The sequence below is a fragment of the Demequina sp. genome (assembly GCF_024642165.1).
Classification (GTDB): domain Bacteria; phylum Actinomycetota; class Actinomycetes; order Actinomycetales; family Demequinaceae; genus Demequina.
In genome coordinates this window covers 1-18,118 of record NZ_JAHEBP010000011.1, presented here as the reverse complement: position 1 = coordinate 18,118, position 18,118 = coordinate 1, and the positions used below count along the sequence as shown (strand labels likewise).

Sequence of the window (18,118 nt, the reverse complement as noted above, 5' to 3'; positions counted from 1 at the left end):
CGCGACCGGCGGGCCGGCCTAGAGGTCGAGCCGCTCCAGCATGTCGGTGACCAGCGCCGCGACGGCCGAGCGCTCGGAGCGCTCCAGCGTCACGTGCGCGAACAGCGAGTGACCCTTGAGGGCCTCGATCACCGCGGCGACGCCGTCGTGGCGGCCCACGCGCAGGTTGTCGCGCTGCGCGACGTCGTGCGTGAGGATCACGCGCGAGGACTGGCCGATGCGGCTGAGCATCGTGAGCAGCACGTTGCGCTCGAGCGACTGGGCCTCGTCCACGATCACGAAGGCGTCGTGGAGCGACCGCCCGCGGATGTGGGTCAGCGGGAGCACCTCGAGCATGCCGCGTGCCATGACCTCCTCGAGCACCTCGCTCGAGACCATCGCACCCAGCGTGTCGAACACCGCCTGCGCCCAGGGGTTCATCTTCTCGGCCTCGGAGCCGGGCAGGTAGCCCAGGTCCTGGCCGCCCACCGCGTACAGCGGGCGGAACACCATGATCTTCTTGTGCTGGCGCCGCTCCATGACGGCCTCGAGCCCGGCACACAGCGCGAGCGCGCTCTTGCCGGTTCCGGCGCGGCCGCCCATGGACACGATGCCGATGGACTCGTCGAGCAGCAGGTCGATGGCGACGCGCTGCTCCGCGGACCGGCCGTGGATGCCGAACACCTCCTGGTCGCCGCGAACCAGCCGGATGATGCCGTCGTCGCCGATCCGGCCGAGCGCGCTGCCGCGGCCGGCGTGGATCACCAGACCCGTGTGGATCGGCAGCGACGTCAGGTCCTCGCCGCAATCGGCGGGGTCCGGGGCGTCGAGCGACTCGTGCTCCCACAGCGACGACATCTGCTCGTCGGTGAGCTGGATCTCGCGCATGCCGGTCCACCCGGACTCGACCGCGAGCTCCGCGCGGTACTCCTCCGCCTCGATGCCGAGCGCCGAGGCCTTGACGCGCATCGGCAGGTCCTTGGAGACCACCGTCACGGCGTGACCCTCGGCCCGCAGGTTCGCCGCGACGGCGAGGATGCGGGTGTCGTTGTCGCCCAGCCGGAAGCCGGACGGCAGCACGCCGGGGTCGGTGTGGTTGAGCTCGACGCGCACGGTACCGCCGGCCTCGTTGGCCGCGACCGGCTCGTCCAGCTTGCCGTGCTTGATACGGAGCTCGTCGAGCATGCGCAGCGCGGAGCGGGCGAAGTAGCCCAGCTCGGGGTGGTGCCGTTTGGCCTCCAGCTCCGTGATCACGACCACGGGCAGCACCACGGCGTGCTCCGCGAATCGCTTGAGTGCCCGGGGATCCGACAGGAGGACCGACGTGTCCAGCACGAAGGTGCGGACTGTCGTGTCGACCGTGGGGTCGGAGGCGGTGGCAGGAACGGTGCTAGGCGAGGCGGTCAACGGGGCTCCCAGCGTCAAGGCCGCAGGGCGTCGATCGCCCTGTCGGCGATCTGTTACGTCAGCATCCTGTCGACGCGACGTCGTGTAGTTACCACGAGGCCGACGCTACGCCCGGATCGCGCCATCGGGAACGCCACACGCGGAAAGTTCACACAGTTGTAACTCGGCACCCGCGCTCGGGCGTGTCCCTGTTTGTCCGGCGTCCCGCGGCTACCAGGCGGGCCGCCCCGAACACCCCTCCACACGCATCGTGCACCCCTCCACCGGCCTCCTGGGTCAATGCGCCGCGGACGTCACGATCCTGCTGTGCTGGCGCCTCACCGTGTGGAGCGGCGCACGCGGGAGGCGCTGGGACGGTGCGCTGGCGGCGCTAGCGACCCAGCCGGCGCTCGCGCTGGGAGTAGTCGCGCAGCGCGCGCAGGAAGTCGATGTGGCGGAAGTCCGGCCAGTACGCCTCGCAGAAGTAGAACTCGGAATGGGCGCTCTGCCACAGCAGGAACCCTCCCAGCCGCTGCTCCCCCGACGTACGGATCACCAGATCCGGATCCGGCTGGCCCTTGGTGTAGAGGTGCTCGGCGATGTGCTCGACGGCGAAGCTCTCCGCGACCTCCTCGAGCGAGTGCCCCTGGTCCACCCCATCCCGCAGGAAGCTGCGCACGGCCTCGGCGATCTCGTGCCGCCCGCCGTACCCCACCGCCACGTTGACCTGCAGGCCGGGGGCGCCGGCGCTGATGTCCACGGCCGCGGAGAGACGCCGCGCGGTCTCCGTGGGCAACAGTGACACGTCGCCCACGTGCCGCAACCGCCATCGTCCGTCCTGGGCCAGGCGTTCGACCGTGGTGGCGATGATCTCGAGCAGCGGCGCGAGCTCCTCGGGATCCCGCGCCAGGTTGTCCGTCGACAGCATCCACAGGGTCACCACCTCGACCCCGGCGTCCTGCGACCACTCGAGCACCTCGGTGATCTTGTCGGCGCCCTTCTGGTGTCCCTGGGAGGTCGAGGACCCGGTCGAACGCGCCCACCGACGGTTCCCGTCGAGGATGACGCCGATGTGCCGGGGAGCCACGCCGGTGCGCTTGAGGGTACGGGCCAGCCGCTTCTCGTACGTGCCGTACACCAGCGCGTTGAGGCCCATCGACACCCGTTCCCTCTCGCCTGCGGAGACTGCCACCACCGTACTCCGGGCGCATAACCTACGGTATCGTAGGTTCATGGCCGAGAACCTCCCTGTCGAAGGCAAGCCGCTGCTGCGCGGGTGGCTTCACCTGGGCGCCGCGCCGCTCGCGCTCATCGCCGGAATCTTCATGGTCGCCCTCGCCCCCACGCAGGCGGGACGGGTGTCCTTCGCGGTGTTCACGCTCACGGCGGTGCTGCTGTTCGGCACCTCCGCGGTCTACCACCGCGGCAACTGGTCCGACTCCACCCGGGCGATCCTGCGCCGGATGGACCACGCGAACATCTTCCTCATCATCGCGGGCACCTACACGCCGTTGACGGTGCTGCTGCTGGACGGCACCACGCGCGTCGTGGTCCTCACGCTGGTGTGGGCCGGCGCGATCTTGGGCCTGTTGTTCCGGGTGCTGTGGCTGGGTGCGCCCCGGTGGATGTACGTGCCCATCTACCTGGCGCTGGGATGGGTGGCCATCGGCTTCATCGGCCCGTATTACCAGGCCGGCGGCCTCGCGGTGGTGGTCCTCATCATCGCGGGCGGCCTCTGCTACACGGTGGGCGCCATCATCTACGGCACCAAGTGGCCTCGCGGTTCGACCCGGTACTTCGGGTTCCACGAGATCTTCCACGCGCTAACGATCGCCGGGTTCACCTGTCACTTCATCGCCGCGTCCCTCGCGGCCTTCCGCGTCGCCTGACGCCTCGGCCCGCTCGCGGGCATCGCGCCTGCGCACCTTGCGGAGGTGCCGATTGAGCGACAGGAACAGCAGGACGCCCGCGACCACGAGCCCGAACGTGGCGAGGAAGGCGAGAAAGCCCGGCCCTCCGCTGAAGTCTGACGACATGTCCACCTCTCTGACCCGACTATCCTGCCTCATCATGAGCACCCCGCCGTCCGAGGACGAATCGTCCGCCCTGCCGCGCCTCAGCCGCCGCGGCTGGATCCTCGTGGGGCTGGGCCTCGCCGCGCTGATCGGCGTGGTCAGTTGGTACGCGCTGGTGGCGGCGACGCAGCCGGTGCGCTGGAAGGACGTGGGTTTCTCCGTGGAGTCCGCCACCGAGATCGTGGCGACCTACGAGGTCTACCTCTACGACGACCGCGACGCGGTGTGCCAGATCCGCGCGCTCAACCCGCGCTTCACCGAGGTGGGCGTGACCACCCAGCCGGTGTCGCGGGCTGACGGCACCGAGCAGCGCCTCACCACCAGCATCGTCACCACCGAAGAAGCCACCACCGCGCAGGTGCAGTACTGCGAGCCCGTCGGCTGACGGAGGGACGATGCGGACGGCGAGTTGGGCGCGCCGCACGGGCCTTGATATCGTGGCTCACCTTGTCCCAAGGGAGGCACCGTGACCGAGAGCACCGAGACCTGGCTCACCCAGGAGGCCTACGACCGCCTGCAGGCGGAGTACGACCAGCTGGTCAACGTGGGCCGCGGGGAGATCGCCAAGGAGATCGACGAGCGTCGCCAGGAGGGTGACCTCAAGGAGAACGGCGGGTATCACGCCGCGCGCGACGAGCAGGCCAAGATGGAGGCGCGCATTCAGGAGCTCCGGCGCAAGCTGGAGACCGCGACCGTGGGCGAGGCCACCTTCGACGGCACCATCGCCTCCGGCACCGTGGTGACCGCAGAGGTGATGGGGCGTGAGATGCGCTTCCTGGTGGGCTCGCGCGAGATCGCCGAGGGCACGGACCTCGACGTGTTCAGCGCCCAGTCGCCGCTGGGCGCCGCGCTCCTGGGGCTCAAGGCGGGCGCGGAGACCTCGTACGAGGCCCCCAACGGCAAGCAGATCACCGTCACCGTGATCGCCGCGGAGCCGTTCACGGGCTGACCGCGGCCGCGCGGCTACTTGCCGTTGAAGTACTTCTTGCCGGGCTCCAGATCATCGAGGAGATCGGGCACCGTGACCAGCGTGTAGCCGTCTGAGATGAGCGAGTCGATGATCGCCGCATACGCATTGCGGGTGGTCGAGTGGATGTCATGCGACAGGACGATCGCATTGCGATGAGCGTTGCCCAGCACGCGCTCGCGCACCGTGTCCGAGTTCTTGTCCTTCCAATCCTCAGGGTCCACGTCCCACAGGATCTGCGGCATCCCCAGCTCCGCCGCCACGTCCGCCACGGTCCCGTTGGTCGCGCCGTAGGGCGGCCGTAGCAGCGTGGGCCTCACCCCCGCCGCGGCCTCGATCGCGTCGGACGTGCGCTCGATCTCCTTGCGGACCTCGGACGCCGAGAGGCGGGTGAGCTGCGGGTGATCCCAGGTGTGGTTGCCGAGCGCGTGACCGTCCTCCGCGATGCGCTTCACCACGGCGGGGTTGGCCGTCGCGTTCTTGCCGACCATGAAGAAGGTCGCCTTCACCCCGCGATCCTGGAGCACGTCGAGAAGATCATTGGTGGCCGCGACCGGGCCGTCATCGAACGTGAGCGCGATGCACTTCTCCACGCCGCAGTCCGTGTCGCCCTCGAGCTCCTGCGTCTGGCGCTCCGAAGCGGGCGCGGAGGTCGATTCGACGGGGCTGGGAGACGGCTGCGGGATCGCCGGGACCGCGGGGTCCGAAGGGCTGAGCGCCGCCTCGAGCGCGAGCTTGCCGAAGTCGGACAGCAGGCCGTCCGGGTCCACCTCGACTCCGATCGGAGTGGTCGACGTCGAGACCTGCGCCCTGTCGAACTCGACCCACAGCTGACCCTCGGTGGTGAAGGCCACCGAGTCGAAGGCCTCGAGCTCGCCGTCCATCTGCTCGTTGAAGAGCTGCTGGTCCATGCGCGGGTCGGAGACGCCCGCGTCGTAGATCCGCGAGACCAGTTCGGGCAGCGCGTCGGGTTCGAAGAGGTCGGTGACCCACCGCTGCTCGCGGGCGGCCACGTCGATCCACACGGTCTCGGCGTCGCCGTCGAAGGCGTCTCCGCCCACCTCCGCGCTGGTCAGCCGGACGCCCCACACCTGCGGCGACGCGGCCACGATGTCCCAGGAGATGGTCAGCTCGGGCCTGGTGTCGCCGTCCGCGGATTGCTCGATCTCGCGGAACCGATCCAGTCTGGGGGCGATGTACTCCCGCATGATCGCAGTGAAGTCCTGGGCGTTGGGCAGCACGGGGACCGCCTCGTAGGTGTAGTGGCCCTCGGCGAGGCTCTCGTCCACCTGCACGTCGAGGCCCGCGATGATCGTCGGGTCGACCGTGGACAGCTCGGGCGCCACGAAGTCGACGGCGGGAGGCGACGATGCCCCGGGCGCCGATGCGGTGGGTGAGGCGTCCGTGGAGGACTGGCTGCATGCGGCGAGTGCGAGCACGGCGAGGGCGGTCAGCGGTGCGGCGGTGCGCATGGTTCCTCCTCAGGACGGGAGACCAGGAAACCACACGAAGACGCGCGTCGTGGTCACCGGCGCTCGAGCACCATCGCCACCTCGTAGTGCGCGGTGTGAGGGAACATGTCGAGCAGCCGCCCGCGCACCGGAGCGAGCGACGGCATCGCCGCGAGGTCACGTGCCAGCGTCACCGCGTTGCAGCTCGAGTAGACCACGGTGCCCGTGGCGGAGCGATCGAGCAGCCCGGCGAGCTCCGCGCCGATGCCCCGGCGCGGCGGGTTCACGATCACCACGTCCGGCGCCCGCGCCTGCTCCGCCGCCCACCGAGTGGCGTCCGCGGCGACGAACGTTGCGAGGTCCGCGCCCGGGACGCCGGCTCGCGCCAGTTCGGCGGCGCTGGTGCGCGCGCTCTCGACCGCCTGCGCGCTGGACTCCACGCCGACCACGGAGCGCCCGCCGCGGAGGCAGTGCAGCGCGAACCCGCCCACGCCGCAATAGAGGTCCCAGACGGCGGCGGGCGCCGCATCGTCCACCCAGGCCGCGACCTGCGAGTAGAGGTCACGCGCGATGGCCGTGTTGGTCTGAAAGAAGCTCTGCGGCCTCAGGTGCAGCACCACGTCGCCCATGGCCATGGCGAGGGAGTCGCGATCCGTGAGCACGATCTCACGCTCACCCTCGAGGACGGCCCGGTGCTCGCCCAGGACATTCACCGTCAGCACCGCTAGCGCCGGCAGCTCCGCCAAGAGCCACGGCAGATGCTTGCGGATGCGCGCGAGCGACTCCGTCGAGCGCATCACCAGGCGGGCCATCAGGGAGCCGTCAGGAGCCAGCGTGACGATCACGTTCTTCAGTTCGCCGCGGCGCGCCGGGACGTCGTAGGGCTCCAGCCGCGCGCGTGACACGAAGCGCGCGAGCACGGGGAACGATGCGGCCAGGGCGTCGGGATACAGCGGACAGTGGCGCAGGTCGACGCCCCGTCCGTCGGCGTCGAGGATCCCCACCGTGGGCGCGTCGACGGTGCCGGCGATCACCATCTTCGCCTTGGTGCGGAAGCCCTGCTCGGCGCTGACGAGCGGGTCGAGCCAGTCGATGCCCGCGGCGCGATCTCCGATCGCCTCGCGCAGGAGTGAGGCGAGGCCGGCCTGCTTCGCGGAAACCTGGCCGAGGTGCGGCACCTCGAGGAGGGTGCACGAGCGGCAGACCCCGGAGTCGTAGTAGGCGCAGCGCACGCGTGGAGTCTAGGCGGGCCCGTCGTGGCCGTGCTCGTCGCCGTCGCCGTGGCGAGGGCGGCGTCGCACGGCGATCTCGCCGGTACGGGTGATGGCGTCGCGCGCGCGCTTGAGGGCGTCCTTGGGATGCTCGGTCAGCACCGTGATCGAGCCCGAGTCGGCGGGAGGCTCTCGCCCGGCCGCATACTCACCGTGCAGCGACCGCGCGAACGCGTAGCAGAACGAGACGATGGGAACCGCGATCACCGCACCCACGAGACCGAGCAGCAGGGTGCCGATGGAGACCGTGAGCAGGATCGCCAGCGGATGCAGGGACATGGCCTTGCCGAACAGCCAGGGGTAGAGGATGTTGCCCTCGAGCTGCTGCACGCCCAGCACGATCACGGCCATCCAGACGGCCGTGACCCACCCGCCGTCGAACAGCGCGACGAGCACCGCGATGGCGCCGGAGATGGTGGCACCGAACAGCGGGATGAAGGACAGCAGGAACACGAAGATGCCGATCGGCAGCGCCAGCGGAATCCCCAGCAGCCACGCGCCCACGCCGATGCCCACGGCGTCGATGAAGGCCACGAACACGCTGGTCTCCGTGTACCGGCGCAACGTCAGCCAGGCCGTCAAGCCGGCGCGGTCGGCGCGCCCCGCGCGCCGCTTGGGCAGCAGGCCCACGAACCACAGCCACAGCTTGCGGCCGTCCTTGAGGAAGAAGAACAGGGAGAACAACGCGACGATGCTTCCGGCGAGAAGGGCGCCGATGGTGCCGGTGACAGTGAAGGCACCTGTCGCGACACCCCAAGCGTTGTCCTGCAGCGTCGACTGAGCATTGCCGATGATCTGATCGATCTGCTCTCGCGACATGTGGATGGGCCCCTGAACCAGCCAGTCGAGGAACTGATTGAAGCCGTTGACCGCGGCCTCCTGGAGGTCTCCGAAGCCGGCGACCACCGAACTCCCCGCGGCGACTCCTAACCCGAGCACCACCATCACGAGGGTGAAGATCGCCAGCAGAGCACCCGCCGCGCGCGGGATCCCCCACTTCTGAAGACGGCTCACCAGCTGCTCGAGCGGCGCCGCGATCAGCAGCGCGATCATCAGCGGCAGCGCCACGGGAGCAAGCGTGGTGAAGCTCTCGTAGAGGATGAAGATGACGAAGCCGACCACGATCAGCCGCCACGACCACGCCGCACTCACCCGCAGCCAGACGGGGACGCTCTCGACGACGACGTCGGCGGGTGGGGTGTCGGGCGCGGTCGCATCCTCGGCCGGTTCAGGCATGACGCGAGCCTAGCGCGCGCATCGTCCCGTACCGGGAGGCCGGGGCGGGCGGTCGCCATCCGGCGTCGCGCCCGCTGCGGAACAGATCAGGCGACCAGCACGTTCGAGTGGACGGAAGGGAGCATCGATGCTCGGACTGGACAAGACCGCCATGATCACGCCGGACAAGGCCCTCACGGGACGCGACGCGGCGATCCCCATCACCGACCGCCACGTGGTGCTCGGCACACCGTTGACGGGACCGTGGCCCGAAGGCCACGAGGTGCTGTACGTGGCGATGGGTTGCTTCTGGGGCTCGGAGCGCATCTTCTGGCAGACCCCCGGCGTCTACTCGACCGCGGTGGGCTACATGGGCGGATGGACCAGGAACCCCACCTACCAGGAGACGTGCACCTCCCGCACGGGCCACACGGAGACCGTCCAGGTGGTGTACGACCCCGCCATGGTGACGGTCGACCAGCTGCTGGCGGAGTTCTGGGAGAACCACGACCCGACCACCCCCAACCGGCAGGGCGGGGACGTGGGCACGCAGTACCGATCGGCGATCTTCGCGACCACCGGCGAGCAGCTCGCGGCCGCCGAGGCGTCCCGCGATCGCTACCAGACGAGGCTGTCGGAGAAGGGCTACGGCGCCATCTCCACGCAGATCGCCCGGAGCGAGGACGCCGGCGACGGCACGTTCTACTACGCCGAGGACTACCACCAGGGCTACCTGCACAAGAACCCCGCCGGCTACTGCAACCACGGGTTCTGCCAGGTCAGCTACGCCTGACCCGCGACTCCGCCCCCCGGAGACGCGAAAGGGGCTCCCGACCTTGCGGTCGGGAGCCCCTTTCGGTGCGTCGCGTCAGTTGCGGTTCAGCAGCGCGATGATGCGCAGGAACTCGAGGTAGAGCCAGACGAGCGTCACGATGAGGCCGAACGCGGCCTTCCACTCGACCTTCTTCGGGAGCCCGTTCTTCACGCCGTTCTCGATGAAGTCGAAGTCGCCGATGAGCGAGATGCAGGCCAGCAGCACCGCGACCACGCCGATGATGATGCCCAGCGGGATGCCGAACAACTCGACGTCGCTGCGCAGCCCGAAGGCGGAGTTCGAGCTGCTGAAGATCATGTAGCCGATGTTGACGAGGCCGAACACCAGGTACGAGATTCCGCCGATGAGGAAGATCTTGCGCAGCTTGCTGGTGTAGCGGACCTTGCCGGAGCGGTAGAGCCACAGGCAGACGAGGAACGTGACGGCGGTGGCGCCAAGCGCCTGGAGACCGGCGCCGGGCACCTCGAACTGCTGCTCGATGAAGACGGTGATCGCGCCCAGGAAGAAGCCCTCGAGCAGCGCGTACAGGCCCACGAGAGCGGGGCCGGGCGTGCGCTTGAAAGCGGCGATGAGGCCCACCACCATGGCAACCAGGCCCGCGCCGAAGGCGAAGAGCAGCGCGGCCTCGGACTGGCCCACCAGGACGTACCCGGCGCCACCCGTGGTGATCGCGAGGATTCCCAGGCCGGCCGCCTTACCCGTCACACCGGGATAGCTCATGCGGTCCTCGGCCACGTAGCCGGGCGTGCCGGCGGGGGCGTCGAACTGCGTCTGGAGGTCCACTGCGCTCTGCTGCGCGAGCAGCGGATCGGCCTTGAACTCCTTGGACCTGCTGAACACTGGACTTGCCACAATTCCTCCTCGTCGGTAGACCGGATCAGTGTACCTGGGGCACGGGCCGCACCACCGCCGCCTCCTCGGGGACCGACGCGACAGGCGGACATCCGTTTATGTTGCATTGCTTTTGGTTCTGTGGTTTTATGTGGCCAATCGGACACAGGAGTTCACACAGATGTACGCGACGGAGCGGCAGCAGCGCATCCTGACCCAGGCACGCGCCGCGGGCCGGGTCGAGGTCGCCGCACTCGCCGACGCCCTCGCCGTCACTCCCGAGACCATCCGCCGAGACCTCACGGCCCTCGAGAGTCGCGGCTCCCTGCGCCGCGTCCACGGCGGCGCGATCCCGGTGGAGCGGCTGGAGATCGAACCCACGCTGGCGTCCCGCTCGATCCGGCACATCGACATCAAGCGGCGGATCGCCGCGAGGATCCTCGACGAGCTTCCCGACGGCGGCACAGTGCTGCTCGACGCGGGTTCCACCACGCAGGCCATCATCGAGCTCCTGCCCGCCGACGCGGAGCTCACGGTGATCACGAATTCGATCCCCGCGGCCGCGGCACTCGCGTCGCGCCCGGGAATCTCGCTCTATGTGCTGGGCGGCCGCGTCCGTGGCGTCACCGCCGCGACCGTGGGCGACTGGGCAGAGGCCGCGCTCGCCGACGTCGTGGTCGACGTCGCCGTGATCGGCACCAACGGCATCTCCGCGGCGCGGGGGCTCACCACCCCCGACCAGGCGGAGGCCGCCATCAAGAGCGCCATGGTCGCCGCGGCCAGGCGCGTCATTGTCGCCACCGACTCCTCGAAGGCCGGCGACGATCATCTACACCGCTTCGCGCAGCTGTCAGACGTGGACCTCGTCGTCACCGACGCCGATCTGTCCGATGACGTCGCCGACGAGCTGCGCGCGGCCGGACCCGAGGTGGTGACCGCATGATCGTGACCCTGACCCCCAACCCGAGCGTCGACCGCTCCATCACGGTGGAGACGCTCCAGCGCGGCGAGGTGCATCGCGCCACCGACATCCGCGTCGATGCCGGAGGCAAGGGAGTGAACGTCGCCCGCGCCATCAGTGCGCAGGGCGGCGACGCCGTGGCGATCCTCCCCGTGGGCGGGCCCGAGGGCCACCTCCTGGAGGAGCTGCTGGACGCCGCCGAGGTCCCGCGCCGCTCCGTGCCCATCGCGGGCGCCGCCCGCATGAACGTCTCCGTGCTCGAGCCGGACGGCACCACCACCAAGCTCAACGAGCCCGGGCCGGTGCTCTCGGCAGTCGAGGTGGAGGCGCTCCTCGATGCGACCGTCGCCGCGGCGGCCGACGCGGCGTGGGTGGTCGGGTGCGGAAGCCTCCCGCCCGGCGCGCCCGTCGACCTCTACGCGCAGCTGATCTCCCGCGCCCACGGCCTCGGCACGCTCGCCGCGATCGACACCTCCGGAGCCCCGCTTGCCGCGGCCGTGGCCGCCGTGCCGGACCTCATCAAGCCCAACCACGAGGAACTCGCCGAGCTGGTGGGCCATGACCTCGCCACCCTCGGAGACGTGCGCGACGCCGCAGCCGAGCTGGTCGCGACCGGGATCGGCGTGGTCGCCGTCAGCCTGGGTGCCGACGGCGCGCTGCTGGTCACCGCAGACCAGGCCATCCATGCCCGCGCCACCATCTCCGCCGCGCTGTCCACGGTGGGCGCGGGCGACTGCATGTTGGCCGGACTTCTCCACGGGCTCAGCCGAGGGCTGCCCGCCGCCGACGCCCTCGCCCAAGGAGTCGCCTGGGGAGCCGCGGCGGTCACGCTTCCGGGCAGCCGCGTCCCCACCCCCGAAGACCTCCACGGAATCCCCGTGGATCTCACGCACCACCCACGCCTCGACCTGGCACTGGGTCACAGCTGACCCGAGAAAGGAAACAACCCCCATGTCACTCATCCACGAGCAGCAGGTCATCCTCGACCTCGCCGCGACCGACCGTCACGCCGCCACGCGCGCGCTGGCGGAGACACTGGTCGCGACGGGCCGGTGTACCGACCTCGATGCGTTCATCGCGGACGTGCGCAAGCGCGAGGAGACCATGGCCACCGGGCTCCCCGGCGGCATCGCGATCCCCCACGCACGCAGCGCCGCCATCACCGAGCCCACGCTCGCCTTCGGGCGCGCCGACGGCATCGACTGGGGTGCCAAGGACGGCCCGGCGACGCTGGTGTTCCTCATCGCGGCGCCCGAGGGTGCGTCCGATGCACACATGAAGGTGCTTCCGAGGCTCGCCAAGGCGCTCATGAAGGACGACTTCAAGACCGCGCTTGCCGCCGCGACCACGCAGGCCGAGGTGGTCGCCATCGTCGAGGCCGAAGTGGGCGACGCCCCCGTCGCCACGCCCGCGCCCACCCCCGCCGCCGCACCGGCAGCAGCCGCCCCCGCGGCAGCCGCCGCACCGGCAGCGGCCGGCCTCACGCTCGTGGGGGTCACCTCCTGCCCCACCGGTATCGCCCACACCTACATGGCGGCCGAGGCGCTCGAGAAGGCCGCCAGGGACGCCGGGCACACGATGCTCGTCGAGACCCAGGGCTCTGCGGGCGCCAACCCGTTGTCCGCCGCTCAGATCGCGTCGGCCGACGCCGTGATCTTCGCCCACGACGTGGAGGTCCGTAACGCCGAGCGCTTCGCCGGCAAGCCCCTCATCGACGTGGGCGTCAAGAAGGCCATCTCCGACGGGCCCGCGCTGGTATCGCAGGCGGTCGCCCTCGCGGGCGAGTGGAAGGCGGACCCGTCGAAGGCCGCAGCCATGGCCGCGTCCGGAGCCTCCGCCGGCCTCACCTCGAAGGTCGACGATAAGGCCGGCATCGGCACCAAGATCCGCCAGTGGCTGATGACCGGTGTTTCCTACATGATCCCGTTCGTGGCCGCGGGCGGAATCCTGATCGCGCTGTCCTTCATGCTCGCGCAGGTTGCGCTGGGTGAGAACGGCGCGATCGAGATCGTGAAGTACAACCTCACGTCGGGCGACGAGTTCAACATCGCGCAGAACTTCGATGTCCTCAGCCTGACCTCCTGGGCGGCTCTGTTGTTCGTCATCGGAGGCGCCGCGTTCGGATTCCTGGTGCCGATCCTGTCGGGCTTCATCGCGTTCGCGATCGCGGACCGCCCCGGCCTGGTTCCCGGCATCGTGGGCGGCTCGGTCGCCGCGACCATGGGCGCCGGCTTCCTCGGCGGCATCGTCACCGGTGTCCTCGGTGGTCTCACCGCCAAGTGGATCGCCTCCTGGAAGGTCCACAAGGGCGTCCGCGGCGTGATGCCGGTGGTGGTGATCCCGATGCTGTCGAGCTTCATCACCCTGGGTCTGTTCATCACCCTGCTCGGCGGGCCCATCAAGGGCCTGTCCGATGCCCTCAACGAGTGGCTGAACGGCCTCCAGGGCGGCTCCGCGTTCGTGCTCGGCCTGGTGCTGGGCGCCATGATGGGCTTCGACCTGGGCGGCCCGGTCAACAAGGTCGCGTACTTCTTCGGCACGGCGGGGCTTGCCGCGGCCGGAACCGCCACCGACGCTCCGGCGCTGACGATCATGGCCGCCATCATGGCCGCAGGCATGGTCGCCCCGCTCGCGATGGCGCTCGCCACCACGGTGCGACCCAAGCTCTTCTCGGAGCCGGAGCGTGAGAACGGCAAGGCCGCGTGGCTGCTGGGCGCATCGTTCATCTCGGAGGGCGCGATCCCGTTCGCGGCCGCCGACCCGGTGCGCGTCATCGCCTCCTCCGTGGTGGGCTCCGCGCTCACCGGCGGCCTGGTGATGATCTTCGGCGTCACGCTCCGTGCACCGCACGGCGGCATCTGGGTGCTGCCCCTCATGGGCGGGTTCCTCTGGTTCCTGGTGGCGCTCGCCGCCGGTGTACTGGTGATGGCCGCGATCGTCATCGCGCTCAAGTCCCGCGACTCGAAGCTCGCGACGGTGGACGCCGTCGCGACCGTCTGACACATCAACTCAAGAAGGAGAACTCCCATGGCACAGCGCACCGTCGCGATCGGATCGTCTGTAGGCCTGCACGCCCGTCCCGCCGCCCTCTTCGTCGAGGCGGCGCAGGGCACCGGGCTGGACGTCGAGATCGGCCGTCCCGGCGAGGAGGCGGTCGACGCGGCCAGCATCCTCGGCGTGATGGCGCTCGGCGCGAAGCATGGCGAGGAGGTGGTCCTCACGGCTGAGGGCGACGGCGCGGACGAGGCGCTCGACTCCCTGGTCGAGCTTCTCGCACGCGATCTCGACGCGGAGGGCTGACATGTCCGGCGACACCCGCACGGGAGTCGGCGTCAGCCCCGGAACAGTGGCCGGGCCGGTGGTGCAGGTTGCACCGCCGGTCCGGCCCCCGGCCGACGAACCGATGCCTACCGACTCCGGCGCCGCGGTCGACGCGGTGCTGGGAGCGCTCGCGGCCGTGGCCGCGGATCTCGACGAACGCGCGGCGGCCGCGGACGAGCACGCCGCCCCCATCCTCAAGGCCACCGCGCTCATCGCGCGCGACAAGGGCCTCGCGAAGTCCGCCGGCAAGCATGTGGGCGCCGGCAAGGGCCCCGCCAACGCCATCGCCGCCGCGGTGGAGGAGTATGCGGCGCAGTTCGAGGCGCTGGGCGGCTACTTCGCCGAGCGCGTCACCGATCTTCGCGATGTGGGATCCCGCGCCGTCGCCGCCGTGCTGGGCGTGCCCGCCCCCGGCGTGCCCACGCTCGACGGCCCGTCAGTGATCGTCGCCCTCGACCTGGCGCCCGCGGAGACCGCCGCGCTCGACCGCACCAAGGTGGTCGCCATCATCACGGAGGCGGGCGGGCGTACGTCGCACACCGCCATCCTCGCCGCCCAGATGGGCATCCCCGCCGTGGTGCAGCTGCATGGCGCCACCGAGATCCCCGAGGGCACCGTTGTCGCCGTCGACGGGGACTCCGGCGAGGTCACCCTCGACCCCGACATGGAGCTGATCGAGGCGCAGCGCGTGCACCGCGAGAGGCGCGCCCAGGCGCTCGCCGGCGTCGAGGGCCCCGGCACCACCAAGGACGGCCACGCCGTCGCCCTGCTCGCGAACATCGGCGGGGTGGACGATGCGGTGGCCGCCGGCGCCCAGGACCTCGAGGGCGTCGGGCTCTTTCGAACCGAGTTCGTCTACCTGTCTGCGACCACCCAGCCGACGGTCGAGGAGCAGGCCGAGATCTACCGCAAGGTGCTCGAGCCGTTCCCGGGCCGCCGCGTGGTGGTCCGCACGCTGGACGCCGGCGCGGACAAGCCGCTCGCCTTCGCCAACCTGGGCGAGGAGGAGAACCCGGCGCTCGGCCGCCGCGGGCTGCGCCTGTGCCAGGCCATGCCGCAGCTCCTCGACTCGCAGCTCGAGGCGCTCGCCATCGCGGCTCGCGAGACCGGCGCCGACGTCCGCGTGATGGCGCCGATGGTCGCCACCGCAGAGGAGGCCTCCTGGTTCGCGGCGCGCGTCAAAGCGGCGGGACTGCCCAAGTCCGGCGTCATGATCGAGGTGCCCGCGGCCGCGCTGCGGTCGCGGCACGTGCTCGAAGAGGTCGACTTCGGCTCCCTCGGCACCAACGATCTGGCCCAGTACACGATGGCCGCGGACCGCATGGAGGGCGAGCTGTCCGACCTTCTCGACCCCTGGCAGCCGGCCGTCATCGACGTGGTCGCCGCCGCCTGCGCGGGCGGCGAGGCGACGGGCAAGCCGGTGGGCGTGTGCGGCGAGTCCGCCGGAGACCCCTACCTGGCGCTCGTGCTGACGGGCCTGGGCGTCGGGAGCCTCTCCATGGCACCCAAGAAGGTGCCCGCGGTCAAGCTCGCGCTGTCGCTGCACACCCTCGACCAGTGCCGAGAGCTGGCTGAGGTGGCCCGCGGCGCCAGGTCCGCGACGGAGGCCCGCGACGCCGTGCGCGCGGCGGCCAACCCGGAGCTCACCGCCGTCCTCTGACGGCCGCGATCCCCACGCCGCCCGCATGGGTGACGCGGGGATCGCGCCACCCTTGCCGCACATCGTTAACGTGTTAACGACCGTGTCGTTAACACGTTAACTACTGTGACGACACGGCCGCCCATGGTGCCCCCGGCGGGATTCGAACCCGCACTGCGCCGATTTTAAGTCGGCTGCCTCTGCCAGTTGGGCTACGGGGGCGGTGGGACGGTGCGACGAGTCAGGCCCGCTCGGCGGCGGAGAACGCGATGCCGTCGAGGATGTCGTGCTCGCTGGTCACCACGTGGGGTAAGTGCCCGCCGGCGGCGACCACCGCATCGCGCACCCGGGTCATCACGGTCTTCCAGACCAGCGCACCAGCGCCGATCACGTCGACGCGGCCGGGATGCATGAAGCCGAGCGCCGCGCGCTCGGCCCGCGAGGCCGCAAGCAGGTCCTCGCAGGCGCGGATCGCGTCGTCGATGTCGATCACGGCGCCGTTGATCGCGGCACGGTCGTACTCGGGCAGCCCCAGCGCGTGGGCCGTCACCGTCGTGATCGAGCCCGCGAGCCCCACGAGCGTCGCCGTGCGCTCGACCGGCACACCCGCGAAGGCATCATCGATCGCGGCGTGCACGTCTCGCTCGGCGGCCTCGACCTGGACGGCGGACGGCGGATCCTCGGCGAGATGCCGCTCCGTCATGCGCACGCAGCCCACGTCCATCGAGTGCGCCGCCTCGGGAGCCTCGGTCCCCAGCACCACCTCGGTCGAGCCGCCGCCGAGGTCCACCACCAGGAACGGGCCGTCGTGCGCGGCGTCGAGAGCGCCCGTCGCACCACGGAAGGACAGCGCCGCCTCCTCCTGCCCCGAGATCACCTCGGGGGTGACCCCGAGCCTGGTGCGGATGCCGTCGAGGAAGACGTCGCGGTTGCGCGCGTCGCGGGTCGCGGACGTCGCGACGAACCGGATCGCCGCGACCCCGTGCACGCGGCACTCGGCGGCATAGAGATCGGCCGCGGCGAAGGTCCGGTCGAGCGCATCCTGGGCGAACTCTCCCGTGCGGTCGACGCCCTGACCCAGGCGCACCACGGTCATGGTCCGCACCACGTCGGTGAGGGTACCGGCGCCCGCGTCGACGTCGGCGATGAGCAGGCGGATCGAGTTGGTCCCGCAGTCGATGGCGGCTACACGCATGGCATCAGCGTAGTCAGACGTCGACCGCGCAGGTGCAGCGGTCCGGCCGCCACACGTCCGCGATCAGGGCCAACGCCTCGTCGCCGAAGGGATTCACACCCGGTCCGGCCGCGAGCGCATGACCCACCAGGACATGCAGGCACTTGACGCGGTCGGGCATCCCGCCGGCCGAGATGCCGTGGATCTCCGGCACGTCGCCCAGCGCGTACCGCTCCTCCAGGTAGCGGTCATGCGCCGCCCGATACGACGTCGCCAGGGCCTCGTCCTCGCCCAGCCGGTCCTGCATGGTCCGCATCGCGCCGTTGGCCTCGAGCGTGGAGACCGCCGCGACCGCGTCAGGGTGCGTGAGGTAGTACTGCGTCGGGAACGGGGTGCCGTCCGGCAGCCGCGGCGCGGTGTGCACCACCGTGGGGTTGCCGCACGCGCACCGGGCCGCGATGGCCACGATTCCGCGGGGCGCCCGGCCCAGCTGCGCGGCCAGCACGTCGACGTCGCGCTCGGTCGCAGGGGTGTCCGTCACCCTGGGAATCCTAGTCGGCGGCACCGGCCGTCTCGAGCGAGTCCCACAGCCGCGTGTACCAGGTGCCCGACTCGTCGGACTCGGTCTCGGCCACGGCCGCCGGCGACCCGTCGACCGCGCCCTCGACGGTCTCCGGGTCGATCACGCGATACGGCGTCTCCCCCGGGAACACGTACGCGAGCCGTTCGCGAGCCTGCGCGACCACGAATGCGGGATCATCCCAACGCGCGGCCTCGGCCGAGAGGTCGTCGACCTCCTGCTGGGCCGCGACGGCGTCGGCCCGCAGCGCGGCGAGCTCCTCCTGCTGCCGGAAGTACGAGCGCAGGGACGGCAGCACCACGGCCGCCGCGAGCACCACCACGCCCACCAGCACCGCGAGCCGCCACGAGAACGCCGTGAACCAGGAGCCGCGGGCCTTCGCCGGCTCGATGCGGTTGCGGGCCGCTCCCTGACGGGCGTGCGCGCTCGGACC

The 18,118-nt window shown here is 70.7% G+C and carries 18 protein-coding genes and 1 tRNA gene; 9 read left to right on the top strand and 10 right to left on the bottom strand.

What is annotated here, in order from left to right:
* Positions 1–18: 18 nt before the first annotated feature.
* Positions 19–1,314, bottom strand: coding sequence for a PhoH family protein (locus tag Q0L54_RS02095; protein ID WP_296665126.1), 1,296 nt, complete (start codon positions 1,312–1,314; stop codon positions 19–21).
* A 442-nt stretch (positions 1,315–1,756) separates the two neighbouring features.
* The gene (locus Q0L54_RS02090) at positions 1,757–2,521 is read right to left on the bottom strand and encodes an isoprenyl transferase (RefSeq protein WP_296665124.1); all 765 of its coding nucleotides are present in this window, start codon (positions 2,519–2,521) and stop codon (positions 1,757–1,759) included.
* 76 nt (positions 2,522–2,597) lie between these two features.
* Here Q0L54_RS02090 and Q0L54_RS02085 point away from each other — a divergent pair, with 76 nt between their 5' ends.
* From Q0L54_RS02085 to greA, 3 genes are all read left to right on the top strand, one after another.
* A complete protein-coding gene (locus Q0L54_RS02085) occupies positions 2,598–3,254 on the top strand; it encodes a hemolysin III family protein (RefSeq protein WP_296665092.1) in 657 nt (218 codons plus the stop codon).
* Positions 3,255–3,435: 181 nt separating this feature from the next.
* Entirely contained in the window at positions 3,436–3,825 is a 390-nt protein-coding gene (locus tag Q0L54_RS02080) for a DUF4307 domain-containing protein (protein WP_296665091.1), read from the top strand.
* An 81-nt stretch (positions 3,826–3,906) separates the two neighbouring features.
* Positions 3,907–4,389 carry a transcription elongation factor GreA gene (gene greA, locus Q0L54_RS02075; protein WP_296665088.1) on the top strand — a complete coding sequence of 161 codons (483 nt, stop codon included), beginning with the start codon at positions 3,907–3,909 and terminating at the stop codon, positions 4,387–4,389.
* A 14-nt stretch (positions 4,390–4,403) separates the two neighbouring features.
* Here greA and Q0L54_RS02070 read toward each other — a convergent pair whose 3' ends face one another.
* Genes Q0L54_RS02070 through Q0L54_RS02060 form a run of 3 tightly spaced genes read right to left on the bottom strand, consistent with a single transcriptional unit; the run spans position 4,404 to position 8,365 of the window.
* A complete protein-coding gene (locus Q0L54_RS02070; RefSeq protein WP_296665086.1) occupies positions 4,404–5,879 on the bottom strand; it encodes a polysaccharide deacetylase family protein in 1,476 nt (491 codons plus the stop codon).
* Positions 5,880–5,932: 53 nt separating this feature from the next.
* Positions 5,933–7,090 (bottom strand): 23S rRNA (uracil(747)-C(5))-methyltransferase RlmC, encoded by a 1,158-nt coding sequence (rlmC, locus tag Q0L54_RS02065; RefSeq protein WP_296665084.1) that lies wholly within the window; start codon positions 7,088–7,090, stop codon positions 5,933–5,935.
* 9 nt (positions 7,091–7,099) lie between these two features.
* Positions 7,100–8,365 carry an AI-2E family transporter gene (locus Q0L54_RS02060; RefSeq protein WP_296665083.1) on the bottom strand — a complete coding sequence of 422 codons (1,266 nt, stop codon included), beginning with the start codon at positions 8,363–8,365 and terminating at the stop codon, positions 7,100–7,102.
* A 127-nt stretch (positions 8,366–8,492) separates the two neighbouring features.
* On the opposite strand from Q0L54_RS02060, the gene msrA reads away from it, so the two are divergent.
* A complete protein-coding gene (gene msrA / locus Q0L54_RS02055) occupies positions 8,493–9,137 on the top strand; it encodes a peptide-methionine (S)-S-oxide reductase MsrA (RefSeq protein ID WP_296665081.1) in 645 nt (214 codons plus the stop codon).
* 75 nt (positions 9,138–9,212) lie between these two features.
* On the opposite strand, the gene Q0L54_RS02050 is transcribed toward msrA, so the two are convergent.
* A complete protein-coding gene (locus Q0L54_RS02050) occupies positions 9,213–10,031 on the bottom strand; it encodes a Bax inhibitor-1/YccA family protein (protein ID WP_296665079.1) in 819 nt (272 codons plus the stop codon).
* 130 nt (positions 10,032–10,161) lie between these two features.
* Between Q0L54_RS02050 and Q0L54_RS02045 the strand changes: the two genes are divergently transcribed.
* Genes Q0L54_RS02045 through ptsP form a run of 5 tightly spaced genes read left to right on the top strand, consistent with a single transcriptional unit; the run spans position 10,162 to position 15,952 of the window.
* Entirely contained in the window at positions 10,162–10,953 is a 792-nt protein-coding gene (locus tag Q0L54_RS02045) for a DeoR/GlpR family DNA-binding transcription regulator (RefSeq protein ID WP_366937920.1), read from the top strand.
* Positions 10,950–11,900, top strand: coding sequence for a 1-phosphofructokinase (gene pfkB / locus Q0L54_RS02040; protein ID WP_296665077.1), 951 nt, complete (start codon positions 10,950–10,952; stop codon positions 11,898–11,900). Before Q0L54_RS02045 ends, pfkB begins: the two co-directional genes overlap by 4 nt.
* Before the next feature lie 22 nt (positions 11,901–11,922).
* Complete coding sequence (locus Q0L54_RS02035; protein ID WP_296665075.1) at positions 11,923–13,971, top strand: fructose-specific PTS transporter subunit EIIC; 2,049 nt, start codon at positions 11,923–11,925, stop codon at positions 13,969–13,971.
* Positions 13,972–13,998: 27 nt separating this feature from the next.
* Positions 13,999–14,271 carry an HPr family phosphocarrier protein gene (locus tag Q0L54_RS02030; protein WP_296665073.1) on the top strand — a complete coding sequence of 91 codons (273 nt, stop codon included), beginning with the start codon at positions 13,999–14,001 and terminating at the stop codon, positions 14,269–14,271.
* A gap of 1 nt (position 14,272) precedes the next feature.
* Positions 14,273–15,952 (top strand): phosphoenolpyruvate--protein phosphotransferase, encoded by a 1,680-nt coding sequence (gene ptsP / locus Q0L54_RS02025; protein ID WP_296665071.1) that lies wholly within the window; start codon positions 14,273–14,275, stop codon positions 15,950–15,952.
* A 124-nt stretch (positions 15,953–16,076) separates the two neighbouring features.
* Here ptsP and Q0L54_RS02020 read toward each other — a convergent pair.
* The 4 genes from Q0L54_RS02020 to Q0L54_RS02005 form a co-directional block, all read right to left on the bottom strand.
* Positions 16,077–16,153: transfer RNA gene (locus tag Q0L54_RS02020), tRNA-Leu, on the bottom strand.
* 19 nt (positions 16,154–16,172) lie between these two features.
* Complete coding sequence (locus Q0L54_RS02015; RefSeq protein ID WP_296665069.1) at positions 16,173–17,126, bottom strand: Ppx/GppA phosphatase family protein; 954 nt, start codon at positions 17,124–17,126, stop codon at positions 16,173–16,175.
* 13 nt (positions 17,127–17,139) lie between these two features.
* Positions 17,140–17,646 carry a DUF501 domain-containing protein gene (locus tag Q0L54_RS02010; protein ID WP_296665067.1) on the bottom strand — a complete coding sequence of 169 codons (507 nt, stop codon included), beginning with the start codon at positions 17,644–17,646 and terminating at the stop codon, positions 17,140–17,142.
* Between the two features lie 10 nt (positions 17,647–17,656).
* On the bottom strand, positions 17,657–18,118 hold a 462-nt coding region (locus Q0L54_RS02005; protein ID WP_296665065.1), incomplete at its 5' end, for a septum formation initiator family protein.

What these genes read in the sequence shown, in the direction of transcription:
- Q0L54_RS02070 (WP_296665086.1), bottom strand. Translation starts at nt 5,879, where the DNA reads ATGCGCACCGCCGCACCGCTGACCGCCCTCGCCGTGCTCGCACTCGCC.
- ptsP (WP_296665071.1), top strand. Translation starts at nt 14,273, where the DNA reads ATGTCCGGCGACACCCGCACGGGAGTCGGCGTCAGCCCCGGAACAGTG.
- pfkB (WP_296665077.1), top strand. Translation starts at nt 10,950, where the DNA reads ATGATCGTGACCCTGACCCCCAACCCGAGCGTCGACCGCTCCATCACG.
- Q0L54_RS02090 (WP_296665124.1), bottom strand. Translation starts at nt 2,521, where the DNA reads ATGGGCCTCAACGCGCTGGTGTACGGCACGTACGAGAAGCGGCTGGCC.
- Q0L54_RS02015 (WP_296665069.1), bottom strand. Translation starts at nt 17,126, where the DNA reads ATGCGTGTAGCCGCCATCGACTGCGGGACCAACTCGATCCGCCTGCTC.
- msrA (WP_296665081.1), top strand. Translation starts at nt 8,493, where the DNA reads ATGCTCGGACTGGACAAGACCGCCATGATCACGCCGGACAAGGCCCTC.
- Q0L54_RS02030 (WP_296665073.1), top strand. Translation starts at nt 13,999, where the DNA reads ATGGCACAGCGCACCGTCGCGATCGGATCGTCTGTAGGCCTGCACGCC.
- Q0L54_RS02085 (WP_296665092.1), top strand. Translation starts at nt 2,598, where the DNA reads ATGGCCGAGAACCTCCCTGTCGAAGGCAAGCCGCTGCTGCGCGGGTGG.
- Q0L54_RS02060 (WP_296665083.1), bottom strand. Translation starts at nt 8,365, where the DNA reads ATGCCTGAACCGGCCGAGGATGCGACCGCGCCCGACACCCCACCCGCC.
- Q0L54_RS02080 (WP_296665091.1), top strand. Translation starts at nt 3,436, where the DNA reads ATGAGCACCCCGCCGTCCGAGGACGAATCGTCCGCCCTGCCGCGCCTC.
- Q0L54_RS02035 (WP_296665075.1), top strand. Translation starts at nt 11,923, where the DNA reads ATGTCACTCATCCACGAGCAGCAGGTCATCCTCGACCTCGCCGCGACC.